The sequence below is a fragment of the Mesobacillus subterraneus genome, assembly GCF_020524355.2.
Taxonomy (GTDB): Bacteria; Bacillota; Bacilli; order Bacillales; family Cytobacillaceae; genus Mesobacillus; species Mesobacillus subterraneus_C.
The window spans coordinates 1,924,255-1,941,281 of record NZ_CP129019.1 but is presented as its reverse complement, the minus strand read 5'-3'; the positions used below and the strand labels follow the sequence as shown (position 1 = coordinate 1,941,281).

The window sequence follows — 17,027 nt, the reverse complement described above, 5'->3', positions numbered from 1 at the left end:
CAGAAGTACCGGTTAAATGGGTTTAGGGTCCTGATACTAAACAAGAAGTAACAAAGACATACGTCAGCAGGGAGTTTTAATATGGAATTTGAAGTTCAATATTTATCATTTTACGTAGTACAGGTAGAAGGCAAAGGCGAGCAGGCTGATAAAAGATACAAGCATTTCCAGACATTGAATGAGCAAGAATATGAGTCAAGTCATCTAAAGGATTTTCTTGATGGAGAGTTCGCAAAAATCGTCAAGCGCAAGGTCGATCGCCATCCAAAAACAGATGAAGTTCCCACTAAGCTCGGATACTTCATCGTCGAGGAGGGGCATGATTTAACCTCCAACCCGAACTACAACCTTTTCCATCGTGTCCGTTTTGCAGAGTCAAAGGAAGACTTCCAGCAAGAGAGCGAAAAATTTGCTATTGCTTACGTAGATACTAGCGCAGTAAGAGGTGGGGCTTTCATTGTTGCGAGAGCTAAGCTTCGCAAGTTTTTTGATGATGCTTTCGTGTTCATCCTGAAATGCGATTTTGAACCAAAGGTTGCATCTATTTCGGATGAATCGACATTGATCCAGCAAGTGGAAATGGCGATAACGACAAAAAACATGAAATCAATTCAGTATCCTTATATGCCAGAAGAGGGAATGATCCAGGATAATGAACTGAAAATCAACCAGTCTTCACATGCACGTTATTTTGAAGACTTCCTTAAATTTGTAGAGTATGGCCAGTCAATGCCTGAAATCGTTAAGACTCAAGTCATAGAGATGGTCCGAGGGCATATGGAAGAAACGTTTGAGCCGGAAAGTGAGGAACGGGAGCAGCTTGAGAACGCCATGGAAATCTGGGCAGCCAGTGACAAACGCGAGCTCCAGGAACGTTTCGAGCCCGAACAGGTCATTGAAGCGGCTGCACAGCTTATCGAGCATACTCCTGAACTGGAACTAAAAATGAAGCTCGACCACATTTCGGTAAAAGGGTTGCTGGCGGATTATGGTGACAGCATCCACCTGGCTAAGGTCAATGGAAAGTATGTCATTATGATAGAGGCTGATACCATTACTTTCGAGAAAGGCTTTTCACCAGTCGAATTTGCCAAACCGGATGAAATCGGTACTGTAGTTGAAAGGATCAGGCAAAAGGGCTGATCGTATTTAACAATAACGATCGGCAGGAAAATTAGTACAAGCTTACACACTTAAAAGCATTGGCTTCATGCCAGTGCTTTTTTACTTATTGTCACCGGCATTCCATTCTGGCTATAATTGGAAAGGAAGAGAGTGTTAGTAATTATAGATTAAGATAGTTAGGGTGAGCCAAATGGATGCTGTTAAACAAAATAGTTTTGCATGGGACAAGAAGGTAGAAAGTGAAGCGGTTTATACTAAGGCGGTTTCAAAGGAGGTAATTGAAAAAAGCAAAGCGGGCGAATGGGAAATCACGGTGACAACTGGAAAACCGGTCCCGAGGAGCTGGTTTCCACAATCACTAACAGGCTTGAAAGTTCTTTGTCTTGCTTCTGGCGGAGGTCAGCAGGGACCTGTTCTGGCTGCAGCAGGTGCGGATGTTACAGTTGTTGATATTTCCAAAAAACAGCTGGAGCAGGATGAGTTTGTCGCTAAAAGAGATGGACTGAATATAAATACATTACAATGCAGCATGACAGATCTATCAGCGTTCATGGATGGGGAATTTGACTTGATCATCCATCCGGTATCCAATTTATTCGTAGAAGACATCTCACAAGTTTGGAAGGAAGCATCAAGAGTACTGAAAGACAAAGGGACACTGATATCCGGCTTTACAAATCCTCTTTTATTTATTTTTGATGATGAAGAGGATATGAGAGGAAACTTGGTAGTGAAAAATAAGATTCCAACGTCGTCTCTAGACAACCTGACAGATGAAGAAAAGGAAGAATTTTATCAATCTGATCTTACTATAGAATTCGGCCATACATTAGAGGACCAGATTCAGGGTCAAATTGATGCCGGCCTGGTCATTTCTGGTTTGTATGAAGACGATTTTGGCGGCAGAAGGCCACTGGATACATATATTAAATGCTTTGTTGCTACAAAAGCTGTCAAAATAAAGCTTTGAATTGATTACGCCCTGAACATTCTTAGGGCTCTTTTTGTATATTATTAGAATATTTAGACTAATAGTTGAATATTTCAATATAAACGTTATAATATAGTTGAAAGTACATACCGACCGGTTAGTAGAAAGGATAAGGGGGAATAAAATGAGATTAAAAAACAAGACAGCAATCATTACGGGAGGTGCCAGCGGAATTGGCCGGGCAACAGCACTTCGCTTTGCAAATGAAGGTACTCAGATCGTTATCGCGGATATAAATGGCGATGGCGGGCAAGAAACAGTCAATTTAATTAAACAACAGGGTGGTACAGCTCTTTTTTACGAAACAAATGTAAGCGATTCCAAACAGGTGAAAGAACTCGTTTCAGCAACCGTTGGAAACTTCGGGAAGCTGGATATTCTCTTTAATCATGCAGGAGTAGGAAATCCGGATGTTAAAAGTGTTGATCTAGAGGAAGAGGATTGGGACAGAATCATAGATATTAACCTCAAGAGCGTTTTCCTCGGCATTAAGTATGCTGTTCCAGAGATGAAGAAGGCTAGTGGCGGCGCGATCATCAACACCTCAAGCTTGCTTGGGATTAAGGGTCAAAAATATCTTGCAGCTTACAACGCATCCAAGGCTGGGGTCATCCTGTTGACGAAAAATGCTGCGCTAGTGTACGGAAAGGATCGTATCCGCGTAAATGCAATCGCCCCGGGTGTTATCGATACACAAATTATCGATGGGTGGAAAAATGATGAACGAAAATGGCCAATTATTTCGAGGGCTAATGCTTTAGGCAGAATCGGAACACCTGAGGAGGTCGCCAATGCGGTCCTGTTCCTATCTTCCGATGAAGCTTCATTTATTACTGGTGCGACTTTGTCAGTCGACGGCGGTGGACTGACATTTTAGCCATATAAAATTAAGAAATATTTGAATGGAGGAAATCAAATGAGCGAGAAACATGTCTGGCTTTCAAATTATCCTGACTCCATTGCTTCCACTATCACAATTCCTGAAAAATCTTTGCCGCAAATGCTTCGAGAATCTGCAGAGAAGTACCCTCATAACAACGCATTATCCTTTTATGGCAGGAAAGTTACGTACGAACAATTGACCCAGACTGTGACGCATTTTGCTTCAGCTCTGCAGAACAGAGGAGTGGAAGCTGGAGACAGGGTTGCCATCATGCTGCCGAATTGTCCTCAATATGTCATTTCTTATTTTGGGATATTGACCGCAGGTGCGATTGTCACCCAGGTGAACCCAATGTCTGTTGAACGTGAACTTGAATATATCCTTAATGATTCAGGAGCGGAAACGATTGTCGTATTTGATGCGCTTTATGCGAAAGCTAAAAGTGTTCAGGCTGCTACTAAACTAAGAAATATCGTCGTTGTCAGTCTCCAGCCTTCTGAGCATGATTTTACACCAGATACAAAGTTTGAATTATTTTTATCAGAAAGCAGCGGAAGAACGTCGGTAGTGGATGTCAACCCAACAGAGGATGTTGCCGTGCTGCAGTACACGGGGGGCACGACAGGAAGATCCAAGGGAGCGATGCTGACCCATCGAAATCTGCTTGCCAATGTGCTACAATCCCATGAATTTTTCAAGCATGACATAAAACCTGGAGTAGAGCGGTCCTTGACAGTCATCCCTCTGTTCCACGTATTTGGGATGACCGCCTGTATGAATCTATCAATCTATACAGGGGCGGAAATTATTTTGCTGCCGCGTTTTGATCTGGAAGAGGTTCTGAATACGATTAAAAATGAGCAACCGACCATGTTCCCTGGCGTCCCGACAATGTATGTTGCCATAACGAACCACCCGAAAGCCGAGGAGTATGGTATTGGCAGCATTGAACTTTGCAACAGCGGCAGTGCACCTATGCCGGTAGAACTGCTAAAAGAATTCGAAAGAAAAACAGGTTCTAAGATCCTTGAAGGCTATGGCCTTTCAGAGGCATCGCCAACTACTCATTGCAATCCAAGCTTTGCCGAAAGAAAGCCTGGAAGTGTAGGCATCGGTATGCCGTCAACTGAATACAAGATTGTCGACCTGGCAACAGGGACAGAAGAAGTGCCAGCTGGAGAACTGGGGGAAGTAATCCTTAAAGGGCCACAAGTTATGAAGGGTTACTGGAATATGCCTGAGGAGACAGCAAACACATTGCGGGACGGCTGGCTTTATACAGGAGATATCGCTAAGGTAGATGAAGATGGTTATCTATTTATAGTCGACCGAAAAAAAGACATGATAATCGGGAGCGGCTACAATATTTATCCACGTGATATTGAGGAAGTTTTGTATGAACATCCAGCTGTACAGGAGGCTGTAGTGATTGGCATACCGGATGAATACCGGGGTGAAGCAGTAAAAGCAGTTCTCGTTCTTAAAGCAGGAAAAAAAGCAGATGAAGATAAGATCAAGGAATTCTGCCGTGAGAATATGGCGGCATACAAGGTTCCAAATATCGTCGAATTCAGAGAGCAGCTGCCAAAGACAAGCGTCGGCAAGATTTTACGCAGGGCTTTAAGAGAAGAAGTGAAAATTAATTAATCCTTTAAGCTTAATGGGACAGGGGGTAAAATATGATATAATTTCTGTGCAGACTAGTAGGATTGTGAGGACAGCAAAGTGAAAGAAAAAATTACCGCACACAGCATTAAATTATTTGAGAAAAAAGGCTTCAGTGAGACATCCATCCAAGATATTGTCGACTCACTTGGAGTGACCAAGGGTACATTTTATTATTATTTTTCCAGCAAAGAAGAATTATTGATGGATATACACCTGAGATATATTGATGAATTATTAGGCCGTCAAGAAGAGATTCTCTCAGAACAGTCACCCAGCAAACAAAAATTGTTTGATATCGTTTATATGCTGATCAGCAGCATCAAATCCAAAGGGGCATCCGCGAAAATCTTTTTCAGGGAAATGCGTCACTTAAGTGATGACAGGCTGGCACAGATTGTCGCAAAGCGGGATCAATTCAGGATGAACGTAGAGCGGCTGATCCGAGAAGGAATCGACAGTGGCGAATTCCGTAAGGATTTGAATCCTAGTATCGTTACATTCGGTATACTTGGCGCCGCCAACTGGAGCTATCAGTGGTTCAATCCACTAGGTAAGGTATCTGATCGTGAAGTGACCGAGATTTTTGTCGAAATGATCCTGAAGGGAATCGAAGTCAATTGAAGAATAATGTAGGGAGAGGCTTATTAGCGCTAAGCCTCTTTCTATGCCATTTACATACCAACTGGTTAGTACGGAAAATAGTGAATCAAAACACTATATTAGTTGGCAGATAAAGGAGAGATAGAATGCAGGAAATTCAGGTCCAAGCGCGATTTGGTGAGACGGATGCACTAGGACATATTAACAATACCAGTTATTTTATTTACCTGGAGGAGGCGAGGATCCGTTTTTTTGAGTTATTAGGCTACAACATGAAGTTGAATGACTGGAAATGCATTTTAGCTTCCACTAAATGTGATTTTTTCAGCCAGGGTTATTTCAACCAACTATTAACGGTAAATACTTATGTTTCAAGAATTGGCTCAAAGAGCTTCCAGCTTGAACATGACATTGTTTGCTCCCAGACACAGCAGCTGATTGCAAAGGGAAACGCCATCATTTTCTATTATGATTTTTCAAATCAAAAGAGTGAAGTATTGCCTGAGTTGCTTAAAGAAGGGTTAAAAAGCTATTTATTGCCCGCTTAAATAACTGAATAATCCGCATTTATTTTGGAGGTGGCACAGATGAGATTCGCAGAAACGGTAGTTCTTGTTACAGGAGCGGGGAGCGGAATCGGAAAAGCGGCGGCATTCCGGTTTGCCAGTGAGGGAGCAAAAGTGATACTGGTCGGACGGACAAAATCTAAACTTGAGAGCGCTGCGCAGGAAATAAATGATTTCCATAAGCTTCCCAGGGAAGAAATCTTTTCAGCTGACGTAACTGATGAGGAGGATGTTAGGGAGCTAGCCCACTACATGGAGGAGCAATTTGGCGAATTGCATGTCCTTGTCAATAATGCAGGCGGTTCGGTCCACTCAAAAATCATGGACACTTCAGCAAGTGATTGGGACTTTGTACAAAATACCAATTTGAAAAGTGTTTTCCTTGTCTCAAAAATGCTTGGAAAACTCATGGCAGATAGTGCTGAGAGGGAAGGGAATTTTCCTCAAAACCGTTCTATTGTCAATGTTGCCAGTTTATCCGGACACCAGGCTGGTGCCCATATCCCTCATTACAGTGCAGCAAAAGCTGGTGTCATCAATTTTACAAAGGCATTAGCATTGGAGTTGGCCTCCTTTGGAATCAGGGTCAATTCAGTTTCACCTGGCTTCGTGGAAACCCCTCTGACAGAACAGGGGATGAAGAATGAACAATTTGTAAAAGCAATTAGAAAAAATACTGCTCTAAAGCGAGCTGGCAATCCTGATGAGATTGCGGATGTGATAGCTTTTGCCGCTTCACACGAAGCTTCTTACATGACCGGTTCTGACATTCTCGTGGATGGCGGCTGGATGATTAAATAAGTATATGATTCTATTAAATTACAAGAAAGGGTGATTGCTTTGACGAATGTTAAAACGAGTGAGCATTTAATTATCAACAAAAACGGGACGGTACTTTCCTTGACCTTAAACAGACCGGAGAGCTTGAATGCCTTCAGTCCAGATATGATTCTTAATCTGACCGATACATTAAGAAATGCACAAAACGATCCGGAGGTAAAGGTCATCGTTTTGTCCGGCGCCGGGCGATCATTCAGTGCTGGCGGCGATGTAAAAACGATGGGGGAGGCAAATGCAGTCGGTGTTTATGACCATATCGGCAGGCTGAACGAATGTATCCTTGAAATGAAGAATACAGAGAAGCCAATCATCGCAGCGGTTCATGGTTTTGCTGCAGGTGCAGGATTTAACCTTGTTCTTGCGTGTGACTTAATTATCGCAGCGGATGACAGTAAATTTGCGCTGAGCTTTTCGCAGGTAGGCCTTGTCTCGGATGGAGGGGGTTCCTATTTTGTCCCAAGGCTAGTAGGTCCACATCTGGCTAAACAATTCATGTTCACGGCGGAACCAATTACAGCAGAACGTTTGTACCAGCTAGGTGTAATAAACCATCTTGTGCCAGTGGAAACGTTGCAGGAAGAAACACTAAAGCTAGCTGGACAACTGGCAACTGGACCGACCAGAACATATGGAATGATCAAGAAGCTGGTCGACCATTCCATGACAGCAACACTGGAAGAAATTCTTGAGCAGGAACGGATCACCCAGACAATGATGGTATCCACTGAAGATCATCAAGAAGGCATTGCAGCCTTCAAAGAAAAAAGAAAGCCAAAATTCACAGGCAATTAAGGAGGCTAATCATGAAAACAATCCAACTGAAAGAATATGGCGGTCCGGAGGTTCTCCAATTAGTAGAGATGGAACGCCCAGTTCCTAAAGGTCATCAAGTGTTAATTGAAATCCATGCAATAGGTGTCAATTATGCGGACACGGCAAGAAGAGAAGGACAGTATGTGGTTCCAACTAAACTGCCCTTTATCCCAGGAGCGGAGATTGCGGGAGTGGTTGTTGAAACAGGAGAATCAGTCACAAATGTCCAGGCAGGTGACCGCATCGTGACCTTGATCGAATCTGGTGGTTACGCTGAGTTTGCTCTGGCTGACAGCCGCGGGTTGATTCCTTTGCAGGACTCTATGGAATTTGAGCAGGCAGTCGCACTCCCGCTTCAAGGACTGAGTGCTTATCACATCCTGAAAACGATGGGACGACTGGAAAAAGGTGAAACAGTACTGGTGCATGCAGCGGCCGGTGGAGTAGGCACTCTCGCTATCCAACTCGCGAAGCTATCAGGCGCAAGCAAGGTCATAGCGACTGCTAGCACAGATGATAAACTGGCATTGGCTGCTGATATGGGAGCGGATGTACTTATCAATTACACTAAACAAGGATGGGAGGAAAAGGTCCTCGAAGCGACAGGAGGAAAAGGTGTTGATGTCGCCCTGGAAATGGCAGGAGGCGAGATTTTCAATAAAACGTTGAAATGTCTTGCCACATTTGGACGGCTGGTCATCTATGGAGTTGCCAGCGGCGAGCAAAGCCGCTTTTATCCTTCATCCTTGATGGTCAGGAATCAGTCTGTCATAGGCTTTTTCCTTCCGCAAATCATGAGAAATCCAGCTTTGATTCAATCCAGTATGACTGAAATGTTGGAATATTTATCTAAGGGTCAACTAAAACTGACAATCGGAGGCGTATATTCACTGAATCAAGCTGCTGAGGTCCATCGACTTTTGCAATCCAGGCAGACAAAGGGAAAGCTTATTTTAAAACCTTAATAAAGAGGTGAGGCTTAAGTGAGAAGTATTAACACGGTAACTGGGTCTTATTCCTCAGCTTAGAGAATATGGAGTGACTGAATCGCAAATTGATTAAATGCGTCGCGTGCATGCAGCGGGCTTATTCAATGGCACTTCGGCAAAGGTAATTTCGTAGAACAGTTAATTAAGAGCTGAATCACGTTCAGCTCCTGATTCTAATAGAAAGGGGCGATGACACATCACAAAAATAATACCGATGATTCTTGATTCGCCTTTTTCTGAAGGGATCGTTGTCGTGTATGCCGTCCTTGGTGAAACAGCAACGCTTGTAGATACGGGAAATCCAGGTGAGGAATCCTTTTACCAGCTTAAATCTCTGTTAAAGGTACATAATCTTAAGTTCACAGACTTTGACCATATGATTGTTACCCATATGCATACGGACCATTGTGGAGGAGTCAGCCTGATTCAACAGGAAGCCGGCCTTCCCGTGCATGTACATGAGCTTGCCAGGCCTGTGGTCACAGGAGGAGAAAAAGAGTTTAATAGAATCAATCAATTTTTCAATGATTTTATCCGGCAATGCGGTGCTGACCCTTCTATTCATCAGCATGCGCGGATATACAAGGAAGAAATTTGGCGAGATGTTCATTATCTCAAGGAAGGTGATGATGTATACATAGGTGGAAGACCACACAGTGTGTTGCATGTTCCCGTCCATAGCCAAACAGATATCCTTCTTGTAGATGAACAGCAGGGGATAACATTTGTCGGGGACCATATAATTCCGGAGCTGGCCGTCAACTCCTTTATCGAACCTCCTGTGCAAGGGAAGAAGCATCGTCCAACTCCCTTGATTCAATACAGGGAATCCCTTATCCGTTCAAGAGGCAGAGAGCTAGGAACGTGTTATTCAGGACATGGTAAACCCTTCACACAGCACATTGAGCTCATCGATAAAAGATTGGTTCAGCAGGATGCACGCTGCCAGCAAATACACCAGATTTTAAAAGAGAGTGATAAAAATGTTTACGAGATTTGCCTGGAGGTCTACCCGCATTTGAAAGGTGGAATCGTATTTCTAGGTCTCTCGCAAATACAGGGTCATCTTGATTTGATGATAGACCGAGAGGAAGTTAAGAAAGAGCTGCGGGAATCAGTTCTGTATTACAAACTGACGTGATCATAATTACTTAGGAAGTGGCGAAAAAGGAAATAGCTATCCAGCAGGAGATATCTTGTTGCAATACTCTATAAAGCCAAAAGTCCTCTTTCAGCTGACAGGCAACAATTCGTGACGATGGGCGAAAATATAGTAGAGTCATGAGCGAATTTCGTCTGTGCTTCACTCTCTTTTTGCAGAAATTTCCCCATTGCCTATTAATATTCCAAGTTTTTATCTCTAATCAGAACACGAAGTATTTCTTCAATTTTCCAGGCGTAAGCATATCTTATTTAAGGGAGTGGTCACCCATGATGAATTTTGATTTTACAAGAGAACAAGATCTATTGCGAAAAACGGTCAGAAGCTTTGTAGATAAAGAAATCATGCCTAATATAAAGAATTGGGATGAGAAACAGCATTTTGAAACTAGTATTTTATCACGGCTTGCTGATTTGGGGCTCATGGGTGTTTGTATACCCGAACAATATGGAGGCAGCGGCATGGACTATAATTCCCTTGCAATTGTATGTGAGGAACTTGAGCGCGGAGACACAGCATTCAGGACTGCTGTCTCTGTGCACACGGGGCTTAACAGCATGACCTTGCTCCAGTGGGGAAATGAGCAGCAAAAGCAGAAGTACCTGGTGCCTCAGTCAAAAGGACGGAAGGTTGCAGCGTTCGGCCTATACTGAACCAAATGCAGGTTCTGATGTGGCCGCAATGCAGTCAACGGTGAGTGATGCAGGAGACTACTATGTACTCAATGGATCAAAAACTTGGATATCATTATGTGATGTTGCAGACCATTTTCTAGTATTTGCTTATAGTGACAAAAGCAAGAAACACCATGGTATATCTGCATTTATTGTGGAGAGAACCTGGGAAGGTTTTTCGTCCAAAGCGATCAAAGGAAAACTGGGGATCAGGGCGGGAAATACTGGTGAAATCTACTTTGACAATGTAAAGGTGCCGAAGGAAAATTTGTTAGGACAAGAAGGAGATGGCTTTAAAATTGCGATGTCTGCATTGGATAACGGCCGCTTTACAGTAGCTGCTGGCGCATGCGGTACAATTTGGCAAGTCTTGAAGCTAGTGTAAAGTATTGCCATGAACGAAGCACCTTTGGCAAAGAGATTGGAAGGCACCAGCTTGTCCAGCAGATGATTGCCAGGATGGAAGCAGGCCTGGTACAGTCACGGTTGCTCGTTTACCGTGCAGGCTCATTAAAAAACCAGGGGAAGCGAAATACCCGGGAAACTTCCCTGGCCAAGTGGCAAGCATGCGACTATGCTTATGAAGCTGCCAATGATGCTGTCCAAATTCATGGTGCTTACGGCTTTTCGAATGAGTATCCAGTTGAAAGATATTTAAGGAACGCCAAAGCACCAGTCATTTATGAAGGAACGCGAGAAATCCACACAATCATGCAGGGGAGAGTATGTGTTAGGCTATCGAGTCGATAAGCCATTATCCAATATGCTTCCAGCATGGCCGTTTGAGTCCGTAACGGAAGAGGCTATAAAATAAGCAACTATCTGCATAGGGTGCACGAACCTGCCCTCATTCCCAGATACGAAAAAAGGTGATCACTTCAAGTTAGAAGCTGATCACCTTTAAACTTTATAAAAGGCTGTTTTCGTTATGATTGTTGTTAAAATCCTAAAGCGTTTTTAACGTATGATAAGGCATTTTGCTGGGCGATATCTAGTTTGCAAGCCCTTTTCTCGCCTTAATCGTCCATTTAGCGAAGTTAACTAGGTCATTCCCTTACATTTTGCAGCAATAGCAACAACGTTTTTAGAAAAGATCCTTATAAAATCATTTCTGATTGAACATAGTGAAATAACAGTTTAGCAGTGTTTTCAATTGAGTCTTTGTGGGTTCTTTCGAATGCATGGGATGAGTCAATTCCTGGTCCAATCAGCCCATGAATGATATCGTGTCCTGAACGGATTGCGGCTGATGCGTCAGAACCGTAGAATGGATAGATATCGAGCTTGTAGCCGATTTCATTGTCGATCGCAAGCTGTGTCAGTCTTTTCCTTAGCTCGTAATGGTACGGGCCGCTCGCATCCTTTACACAGATAGAGACCGTGTACTCATCCGTAGACTGGCCGTCACCCATTGCACCCATATCGACTGCCAGATACTCAACGGTTTCTGGTGTGATATTTGAGTTTCCGCCATAGCCAATTTCTTCGTTATTGGAAATCAAAAACTGTGTCGTGTATGGCAATTTTATCTTTTCGTTCTTGATTTGCTTGATTAACTGAAGCAGGATGGCGACGCTTGCCTTATCATCAAGGTGACGTGATTTAATATATCCGGAAGGTGTGGTTTGAACACGTGGATCGAATGATACGAAATCTCCAACTTCAATCCCAAGAGCCCTCACATCATCCACGCTATGTACTTTTTCGTCAAGCCGCACTTCCATATTGTCCTGGTTGCGTTCTGCTTTCCCAGCATCCTTATAGACATGCACAGAGGTCTGGTGCATTAAAATCGTCCCTGTGAACTTTTTGCCGCTTGATGTCTCGATTTCGCAATACTCACCCTCGATGGAGTTGTACTTAAATCCTCCAATCAAATCCAGTTTAAGTCGGCCGCTTGGCTTGATTTCTTTTACAATCGCTCCAAGAGTATCGACGTGGGCAGTCAGCATTCTGTGGTTCTGCTGATCTTTCCCCGGGAGAGTGGCAATCAATCCGCCTTTGCGATTCCTTTTCGTCTCAACCTGTAACTCTTTTAAATAATTCTCTACATATGTAATGACTTCGTTCGTATTTCCGGAAGGGCTTGGAATGCTGACCAACTCTTTCAGTAAGCTCACTGTTTCATCTGTGTTCGGGTATGCCATTATAAAACTCCTCTCATATAAATCTTCACATAATTCATATTATAAACTTTTTTCATGCAGCAAAGTAAGCCTTAATCCAAAATACTGTAATCACCAATCCAGTCTATTCATATTTTGATTATGGATGCAGTTTTGGGGAGGGATTATTATGAATGGGTATTGGTTCAGGTATTCTTTGCTGGAATGGTGCAGGGAGATGGAGGCAAAATGGGCTTCTGTAAAAGGGCAGCATAGAGAATCAACAGATGAAACCGCATTAGAGCAGTGGGCAGAAAACATTTTAACACTGAAAGCAAAAGTGGAAAGTTCCTTCGATGAGGAATCTTTATATGCAGAAGCAAGAAACCTATATGATGAACTTACGAATTATTTAAGCGATACTGAGAACGAGAATGATCGGCAGCAATCCCAGCGACTCCAACCGGTACCAATTGGAGGACATAAACTGCCGCCTTTGCCATATTCTTATAATGCACTTGAGCCTGTCATTGCTGAAGAAATCATGAAGCTGCACCATTCTAAGCACCACCAAAGCTATGTAAATGGTTTGAACAAAGCCGAAAAAGAAATGCAGAAGGCAAGAAAAACTGGTGATTTCGGATTGATTAAACATTGGGAAAGAGAAGCTGCGTTCCATGGTGCAGGCCATTATCTGCATACGATCTTTTGGAGCATCATGAGTCCAAAAGGGGGCGGCTTGCCAAAAGGACAGCTCGGAAAAGCGATCAACGATTCATTTGGCAGCTTTGATCAATTCAAAAATCATTTTTCTGAAGCAGCGAAAAATGTTGAGGCGGTTGGGTGGGCAATCCTTGTTTGGTCTCCACGTTCTCACAGGCTGGAAATCCTCCAGGCAGAAAAACACCAAAATTTATCACAATGGGATGTAGTTCCGTTACTCGTATTGGATGTTTGGGAACACGCCTATTATCTTCAGTATAAAAACGATCGAGCAAAGTATGTCGAAAACTGGTGGAACGTCGTTAACTGGAAAGAAGTCGAACAGCGTTTTAATAAAGCCAGGACTTTGGCATGGCAGCCATTTTAGAGGAGTGACTTCAGTCACTCTTTTTTGTATAAAAGCCTCCTCGTTGCGAACACTAAACATATGTTCGGGAGGTGGTTTTTATGGAAAACAAAGATTTTAACCAGATTTACAATGAATACAAACAACAAAGCCATGGACAAGGGGAACTTGAAGCAAACCCACAACAACCGGGAAAAGAACAAATTGTTGCCGTCAGGAAAAACGATGATGGCGACCTGATTGCCTTTAAAACAGAAAGCGGAAGGGAGCTCGATTATATCTCTGCACTATCTGAGGCTAAAGCGGGAAAGCTGGCACATGTAGATGTATTCCACAAATATGGTCGTGATATTCTCAGGAGCGAACCTGATGGAATGAAAGAAAATAACTTTGATCATTTACCACATTTTTAGCAGGGAGTATTCCCTGCTTTTTCTATAAATAACTTGATTTTTCAGAAATTTCACTCTAAAATAAAAGTAACATACCGACCGGTAGGTATGTAATGAGTAATCCAGTCATACATTTTTAATAGACTATCAGAATATAAGATTACAATAGGAGTGACTTGAATGCATTTACGCCTTACAGAAGAACAAAAAATGATCCAAAAAACGATTCGCCGATTTGTAGAAAAAGAATTAATTCCATTGGAAAATGAGGTTTTAAGAAATGAAAGAGAAGGACGTCCAAGCCTTTCTCCCGGTAAAATGCATGAACTTCAGATGAAAGCTAAAGAAGCAGGATTCTGGGGGATCAATACACCGGAACAATATGGCGGTGCAGATTTGGGACAAATGATGATGGCTCTCGTCCTCATGGAAGTGTCTAAAACATTTGTGCCCTTCCAATTTGGCGGTTCAGCAGACAATATTCTCTATTATGGCAATGAAGAGCAGAAACAAAAGTATTTAATCCCTACGATCAACGGGGAAAAAAAGTCGTGCTTCGCGATGACAGAACCAGGCGCAGGATCGGACACACGAAACATAAAAATGACCGCTGTAAAGGACGGCAATGAATGGGTCCTTAATGGCGAGAAAACTTTTATCACAGGCGGAAATGAAGCAGACTTTGTCATGGTCATTGCCATCACGGATAAAGAAAAACACCGTGCCACGGGCCGTGATGGTGTGACTTGCTTTATTGTTGACCGGGATATGGGCTGGAAATCAGAATTCATACATACGATGGGCGAATGGGGGCCGGCTGGTCTGGTGTTTGATAACGTCCGCGTACCAGAGGAAAATATCCTCGGCGAAGTCGATGGCGGCTATAAATTAGGCTTGGAATGGATTGGGTTTGCAAGATGGGTTGTTGGCGCAAGGGCGATCGGATCCGCAGAACGCTTGTTGAAGATGGCAATTGACTATTCAAAAGAGCGTATTACTTTCGGAAAACCGATTGCTGAAAGACAAGCTATACAGTGGATGATTGCCGATTCAGCCGTGGAAATCGAAGCAGCAAGATGGCTCGTTCTCAATGCCGCTTATACGCTGGATGCCGGTGAGGATAACAGGCATATGGCTTCAATGGCAAAATTGTATGGCTCCAACATGGGAAACAGGGTTGTCGACCGCGTCATGCAAATTCATGGCGGTATGGGCTATACAAGAGAATTACCAATCGAGCGCTGGTATCGTGAAGCGCGACTTTGGAGAATTTACGACGGCACTGATGAAATCCAGCGCATGATCATTGCCAGGGATCTTTTAAAAGGGCATGTGAAAATCGGCCAGTTTGTCTAATAGAGAATTGTAAGCGTTAACAGTTTGTTAGATAGAGGAGGAGCGAGAATGGCAGGAAGATTTGAAGGAAGAGTTGCTTTTGTGACGGGAGGCAGCAGGGGAATCGGAAAAGGAATTGTTCAGCTTTTCGCCGAGGAAGGAGCAAAAGTTGCTTTTATCGACCTGAATGAGGAAGCCTTGGCGGAGACAACGAACGAGTTGCGTGAGAAAGGATATGAAGTTTACTCCAGAGTAGCGAATGTTACCGATTCCGAACAAGTTGAACAGGCAGTAAAAGAAGTTCATGACACGTTTGGCTCTGTCGACATCCTTGTGAACAATGCAGGTGTCATCCGCGATAATATGCTTTTCAAAATGACAGAATCTGATTGGCAAACCGTCATGGATGTCCATCTGAAAGGTTCATTCAATGCAGCAAAAGCAGCCCAGAAGTACATGGTTGAACAGAAGTATGGACGAATCATCAATATTTCTTCAACCTCTGCACTTGGAAACAGGGGTCAGGCAAACTATGCGGCTGCAAAAGCAGGCCGGCCTGCAGGGTTTCACTAAAACACTTGCAATCGAACTTGGCCGTTATGGGATCACAGCTAACTCGGTAGCTCCAGGCTTTATCGAGACGGAAATGACGAAAGAAACAGCGGCTCGAATTGGTATCCCGTTCGATGACCTGATTAAACACAGTGTGGCGAGCATTCCGGTCGGCAGGAGCGGAAAACCAGCTGATATCGCCAATGCAGTTGCCTTCTTTGCAGATGAAAAATCGTCATTTGTCAGCGGCCAGGTCATTTACGTAGCTGGCGGTCCTAAAAATTAATGTGAGGTGAACAGTCAGTGTTCAAAGAGCATATAGGCAAGCAATCAAATAAAGTTAAAAACATGGTGGAACGCGGCGCTGTCAAGAAATTTGCTGAGTCCATCGGAGATCTTCATCCGATTTTCATTGATGAGGAGACTGGTAAAAACTCTAGATATAACAGGAACATTGCCCCGCCTACTTTTCCAAGAGTTTTTGACTATGGGACAATCGAGGGACTGAATCTTCCTAATAAAGGCCTGATCCACGGGGAGCAGACTTACCAGTACCAACGCCCTCTGTTTGTAGGTGAAGAAATAACTTGTCATTCGGTGATTAAAAATTACTTTGAAAAGAAAGGGACACAGGGTGAAATGGGCTTCCTTGTGTTAGAAAGCAACGGTGAGGACGAAATGGGAATGATGGTCTTTACGTCTACACAAACCGTCATTATCACAGAAGCGGTAAGGAAGGTGCTGATTGGATGAATAGCTTAGCAGAATTGAAAGTAGGCGAGGCCCTTAAGGAAATTCAACTGGAACCTGTCGACCGGATTACCCTGATTAAATATGCTGGTGCTTCGGGAGATTACAATCCAATCCATACAATCGATGAAGAGGCGAAAAAGGCGGGCCTGCCGGGAATCATTGCTCACGGCATGTGGACAATGGGTAGCCTGGCAAAGCTATTTACCGACTTTTATGAGGAAGGATTTATTCAGGATTATACGATTCGTTTCAAAGGTATGGTGTTCCTGAATGATGTCGTCACTCTTCAGGCAGAGCTTGCAGAGGAAAATGATAATATCCTAAGGTTCCATGTTCGAGCCATCAATCAAAATGGCAATGAAGTCATTAAGGGAGATGTCCTGTATCAACGCTATGCTTCTTAATACAATTAAACCCGGCAAAAACTTGCTGGGTTTATTACTATAGGTTCTGATCAGATTCAGGAATAAAACGAGATTTTAAGGAATAAAAAACGTGCTTTCAGGAATA

Annotated in this window: 16 protein-coding genes and 2 pseudogenes; 17 read left to right on the top strand and 1 reads right to left on the bottom strand. The window is 43.3% G+C overall.

The window, feature by feature from the left end:
- The first annotated feature begins 81 nt into the window (after positions 1-81).
- From LC048_RS09955 to LC048_RS09905, 11 genes and pseudogenes are all read left to right on the top strand, one after another.
- Entirely contained in the window at positions 82-1,143 is a 1,062-nt protein-coding gene (locus LC048_RS09955) for a DUF3900 domain-containing protein (RefSeq protein WP_226600929.1), read from the top strand.
- 172 nt (positions 1,144-1,315) lie between these two features.
- Positions 1,316-2,095, top strand: coding sequence for a class I SAM-dependent methyltransferase (locus LC048_RS09950; protein WP_226600928.1), 780 nt, complete (start codon positions 1,316-1,318; stop codon positions 2,093-2,095).
- Positions 2,096-2,240: 145 nt separating this feature from the next.
- On the top strand, positions 2,241-2,993 hold the full coding sequence (locus LC048_RS09945; RefSeq protein ID WP_226600927.1) for an SDR family NAD(P)-dependent oxidoreductase: 753 nt from the start codon (positions 2,241-2,243) through the stop codon (positions 2,991-2,993).
- A 39-nt stretch (positions 2,994-3,032) separates the two neighbouring features.
- Positions 3,033-4,646, top strand: a complete 1,614-nt coding sequence (locus LC048_RS09940; protein ID WP_226600926.1) for a long-chain-fatty-acid--CoA ligase — start codon at positions 3,033-3,035, stop codon at positions 4,644-4,646.
- A 78-nt stretch (positions 4,647-4,724) separates the two neighbouring features.
- Entirely contained in the window at positions 4,725-5,288 is a 564-nt protein-coding gene (locus LC048_RS09935) for a TetR/AcrR family transcriptional regulator (RefSeq protein ID WP_306050125.1), read from the top strand.
- A 125-nt stretch (positions 5,289-5,413) separates the two neighbouring features.
- Positions 5,414-5,815 carry an acyl-CoA thioesterase gene (locus tag LC048_RS09930; protein WP_226600924.1) on the top strand — a complete coding sequence of 134 codons (402 nt, stop codon included), beginning with the start codon at positions 5,414-5,416 and terminating at the stop codon, positions 5,813-5,815.
- 39 nt (positions 5,816-5,854) lie between these two features.
- On the top strand, positions 5,855-6,634 hold the full coding sequence (locus LC048_RS09925) for an SDR family NAD(P)-dependent oxidoreductase (RefSeq protein WP_306050123.1): 780 nt from the start codon (positions 5,855-5,857) through the stop codon (positions 6,632-6,634).
- Between the two features lie 39 nt (positions 6,635-6,673).
- Positions 6,674-7,465 (top strand): enoyl-CoA hydratase/isomerase family protein, encoded by a 792-nt coding sequence (locus LC048_RS09920; protein WP_226600922.1) that lies wholly within the window; start codon positions 6,674-6,676, stop codon positions 7,463-7,465.
- Between the two features lie 11 nt (positions 7,466-7,476).
- Positions 7,477-8,451, top strand: coding sequence for a quinone oxidoreductase family protein (locus LC048_RS09915; protein WP_306050121.1), 975 nt, complete (start codon positions 7,477-7,479; stop codon positions 8,449-8,451).
- Positions 8,452-8,689: 238 nt separating this feature from the next.
- Entirely contained in the window at positions 8,690-9,616 is a 927-nt protein-coding gene (locus LC048_RS09910) for an MBL fold metallo-hydrolase (protein WP_306050119.1), read from the top strand.
- A gap of 293 nt (positions 9,617-9,909) precedes the next feature.
- Positions 9,910-11,125 (top strand): annotated as a pseudogene (locus tag LC048_RS09905) (acyl-CoA dehydrogenase family protein).
- A gap of 283 nt (positions 11,126-11,408) precedes the next feature.
- Here the strand turns inward: LC048_RS09905 and LC048_RS09900 are convergent.
- Positions 11,409-12,458, bottom strand: coding sequence for a M42 family metallopeptidase (locus LC048_RS09900; RefSeq protein WP_226600919.1), 1,050 nt, complete (start codon positions 12,456-12,458; stop codon positions 11,409-11,411).
- 148 nt (positions 12,459-12,606) lie between these two features.
- Here LC048_RS09900 and LC048_RS09895 point away from each other — a divergent pair, with 148 nt between their 5' ends.
- The 6 genes and pseudogenes from LC048_RS09895 (at position 12,607) to LC048_RS09870 (ending at position 16,921) form a co-directional block, all read left to right on the top strand.
- The gene (locus LC048_RS09895) at positions 12,607-13,506 is read left to right on the top strand and encodes a superoxide dismutase (protein ID WP_226600918.1); all 900 of its coding nucleotides are present in this window, start codon (positions 12,607-12,609) and stop codon (positions 13,504-13,506) included.
- 80 nt (positions 13,507-13,586) lie between these two features.
- On the top strand, positions 13,587-13,898 hold the full coding sequence (locus LC048_RS09890) for a DUF3892 domain-containing protein (RefSeq protein ID WP_226600917.1): 312 nt from the start codon (positions 13,587-13,589) through the stop codon (positions 13,896-13,898).
- A gap of 159 nt (positions 13,899-14,057) precedes the next feature.
- Positions 14,058-15,233 carry an acyl-CoA dehydrogenase family protein gene (locus LC048_RS09885; protein ID WP_226600916.1) on the top strand — a complete coding sequence of 392 codons (1,176 nt, stop codon included), beginning with the start codon at positions 14,058-14,060 and terminating at the stop codon, positions 15,231-15,233.
- Positions 15,234-15,281: 48 nt separating this feature from the next.
- Positions 15,282-16,050 (top strand): annotated as a pseudogene (gene fabG, locus LC048_RS09880) (3-oxoacyl-ACP reductase FabG).
- A 17-nt stretch (positions 16,051-16,067) separates the two neighbouring features.
- Positions 16,068-16,517, top strand: a complete 450-nt coding sequence (locus LC048_RS09875) for a MaoC family dehydratase N-terminal domain-containing protein (protein ID WP_226600914.1) — start codon at positions 16,068-16,070, stop codon at positions 16,515-16,517.
- Entirely contained in the window at positions 16,514-16,921 is a 408-nt protein-coding gene (locus LC048_RS09870) for a MaoC/PaaZ C-terminal domain-containing protein (protein WP_226600913.1), read from the top strand. Before LC048_RS09875 ends, LC048_RS09870 begins: the two co-directional genes overlap by 4 nt.
- Positions 16,922-17,027 lie beyond the last annotated feature (106 nt).

Excerpts from the sequence above, each read along its gene's own strand:
- LC048_RS09955 (WP_226600929.1), top strand. The coding sequence starts at position 82 with ATGGAATTTGAAGTTCAATATTTATCATTTTACGTAGTACAGGTAGAA.
- LC048_RS09950 (WP_226600928.1), top strand. The coding sequence starts at position 1,316 with ATGGATGCTGTTAAACAAAATAGTTTTGCATGGGACAAGAAGGTAGAA.
- LC048_RS09945 (WP_226600927.1), top strand. The coding sequence starts at position 2,241 with ATGAGATTAAAAAACAAGACAGCAATCATTACGGGAGGTGCCAGCGGA.
- LC048_RS09940 (WP_226600926.1), top strand. The coding sequence starts at position 3,033 with ATGAGCGAGAAACATGTCTGGCTTTCAAATTATCCTGACTCCATTGCT.
- LC048_RS09930 (WP_226600924.1), top strand. The coding sequence starts at position 5,414 with ATGCAGGAAATTCAGGTCCAAGCGCGATTTGGTGAGACGGATGCACTA.
- LC048_RS09925 (WP_306050123.1), top strand. The coding sequence starts at position 5,855 with ATGAGATTCGCAGAAACGGTAGTTCTTGTTACAGGAGCGGGGAGCGGA.
- LC048_RS09915 (WP_306050121.1), top strand. The coding sequence starts at position 7,477 with ATGAAAACAATCCAACTGAAAGAATATGGCGGTCCGGAGGTTCTCCAA.
- LC048_RS09910 (WP_306050119.1), top strand. The coding sequence starts at position 8,690 with ATGATTCTTGATTCGCCTTTTTCTGAAGGGATCGTTGTCGTGTATGCC.
- LC048_RS09900 (WP_226600919.1), bottom strand. The coding sequence starts at position 12,458 with ATGGCATACCCGAACACAGATGAAACAGTGAGCTTACTGAAAGAGTTG.
- LC048_RS09895 (WP_226600918.1), top strand. The coding sequence starts at position 12,607 with ATGAATGGGTATTGGTTCAGGTATTCTTTGCTGGAATGGTGCAGGGAG.
- LC048_RS09890 (WP_226600917.1), top strand. The coding sequence starts at position 13,587 with ATGGAAAACAAAGATTTTAACCAGATTTACAATGAATACAAACAACAA.
- LC048_RS09885 (WP_226600916.1), top strand. The coding sequence starts at position 14,058 with ATGCATTTACGCCTTACAGAAGAACAAAAAATGATCCAAAAAACGATT.
- LC048_RS09870 (WP_226600913.1), top strand. The coding sequence starts at position 16,514 with ATGAATAGCTTAGCAGAATTGAAAGTAGGCGAGGCCCTTAAGGAAATT.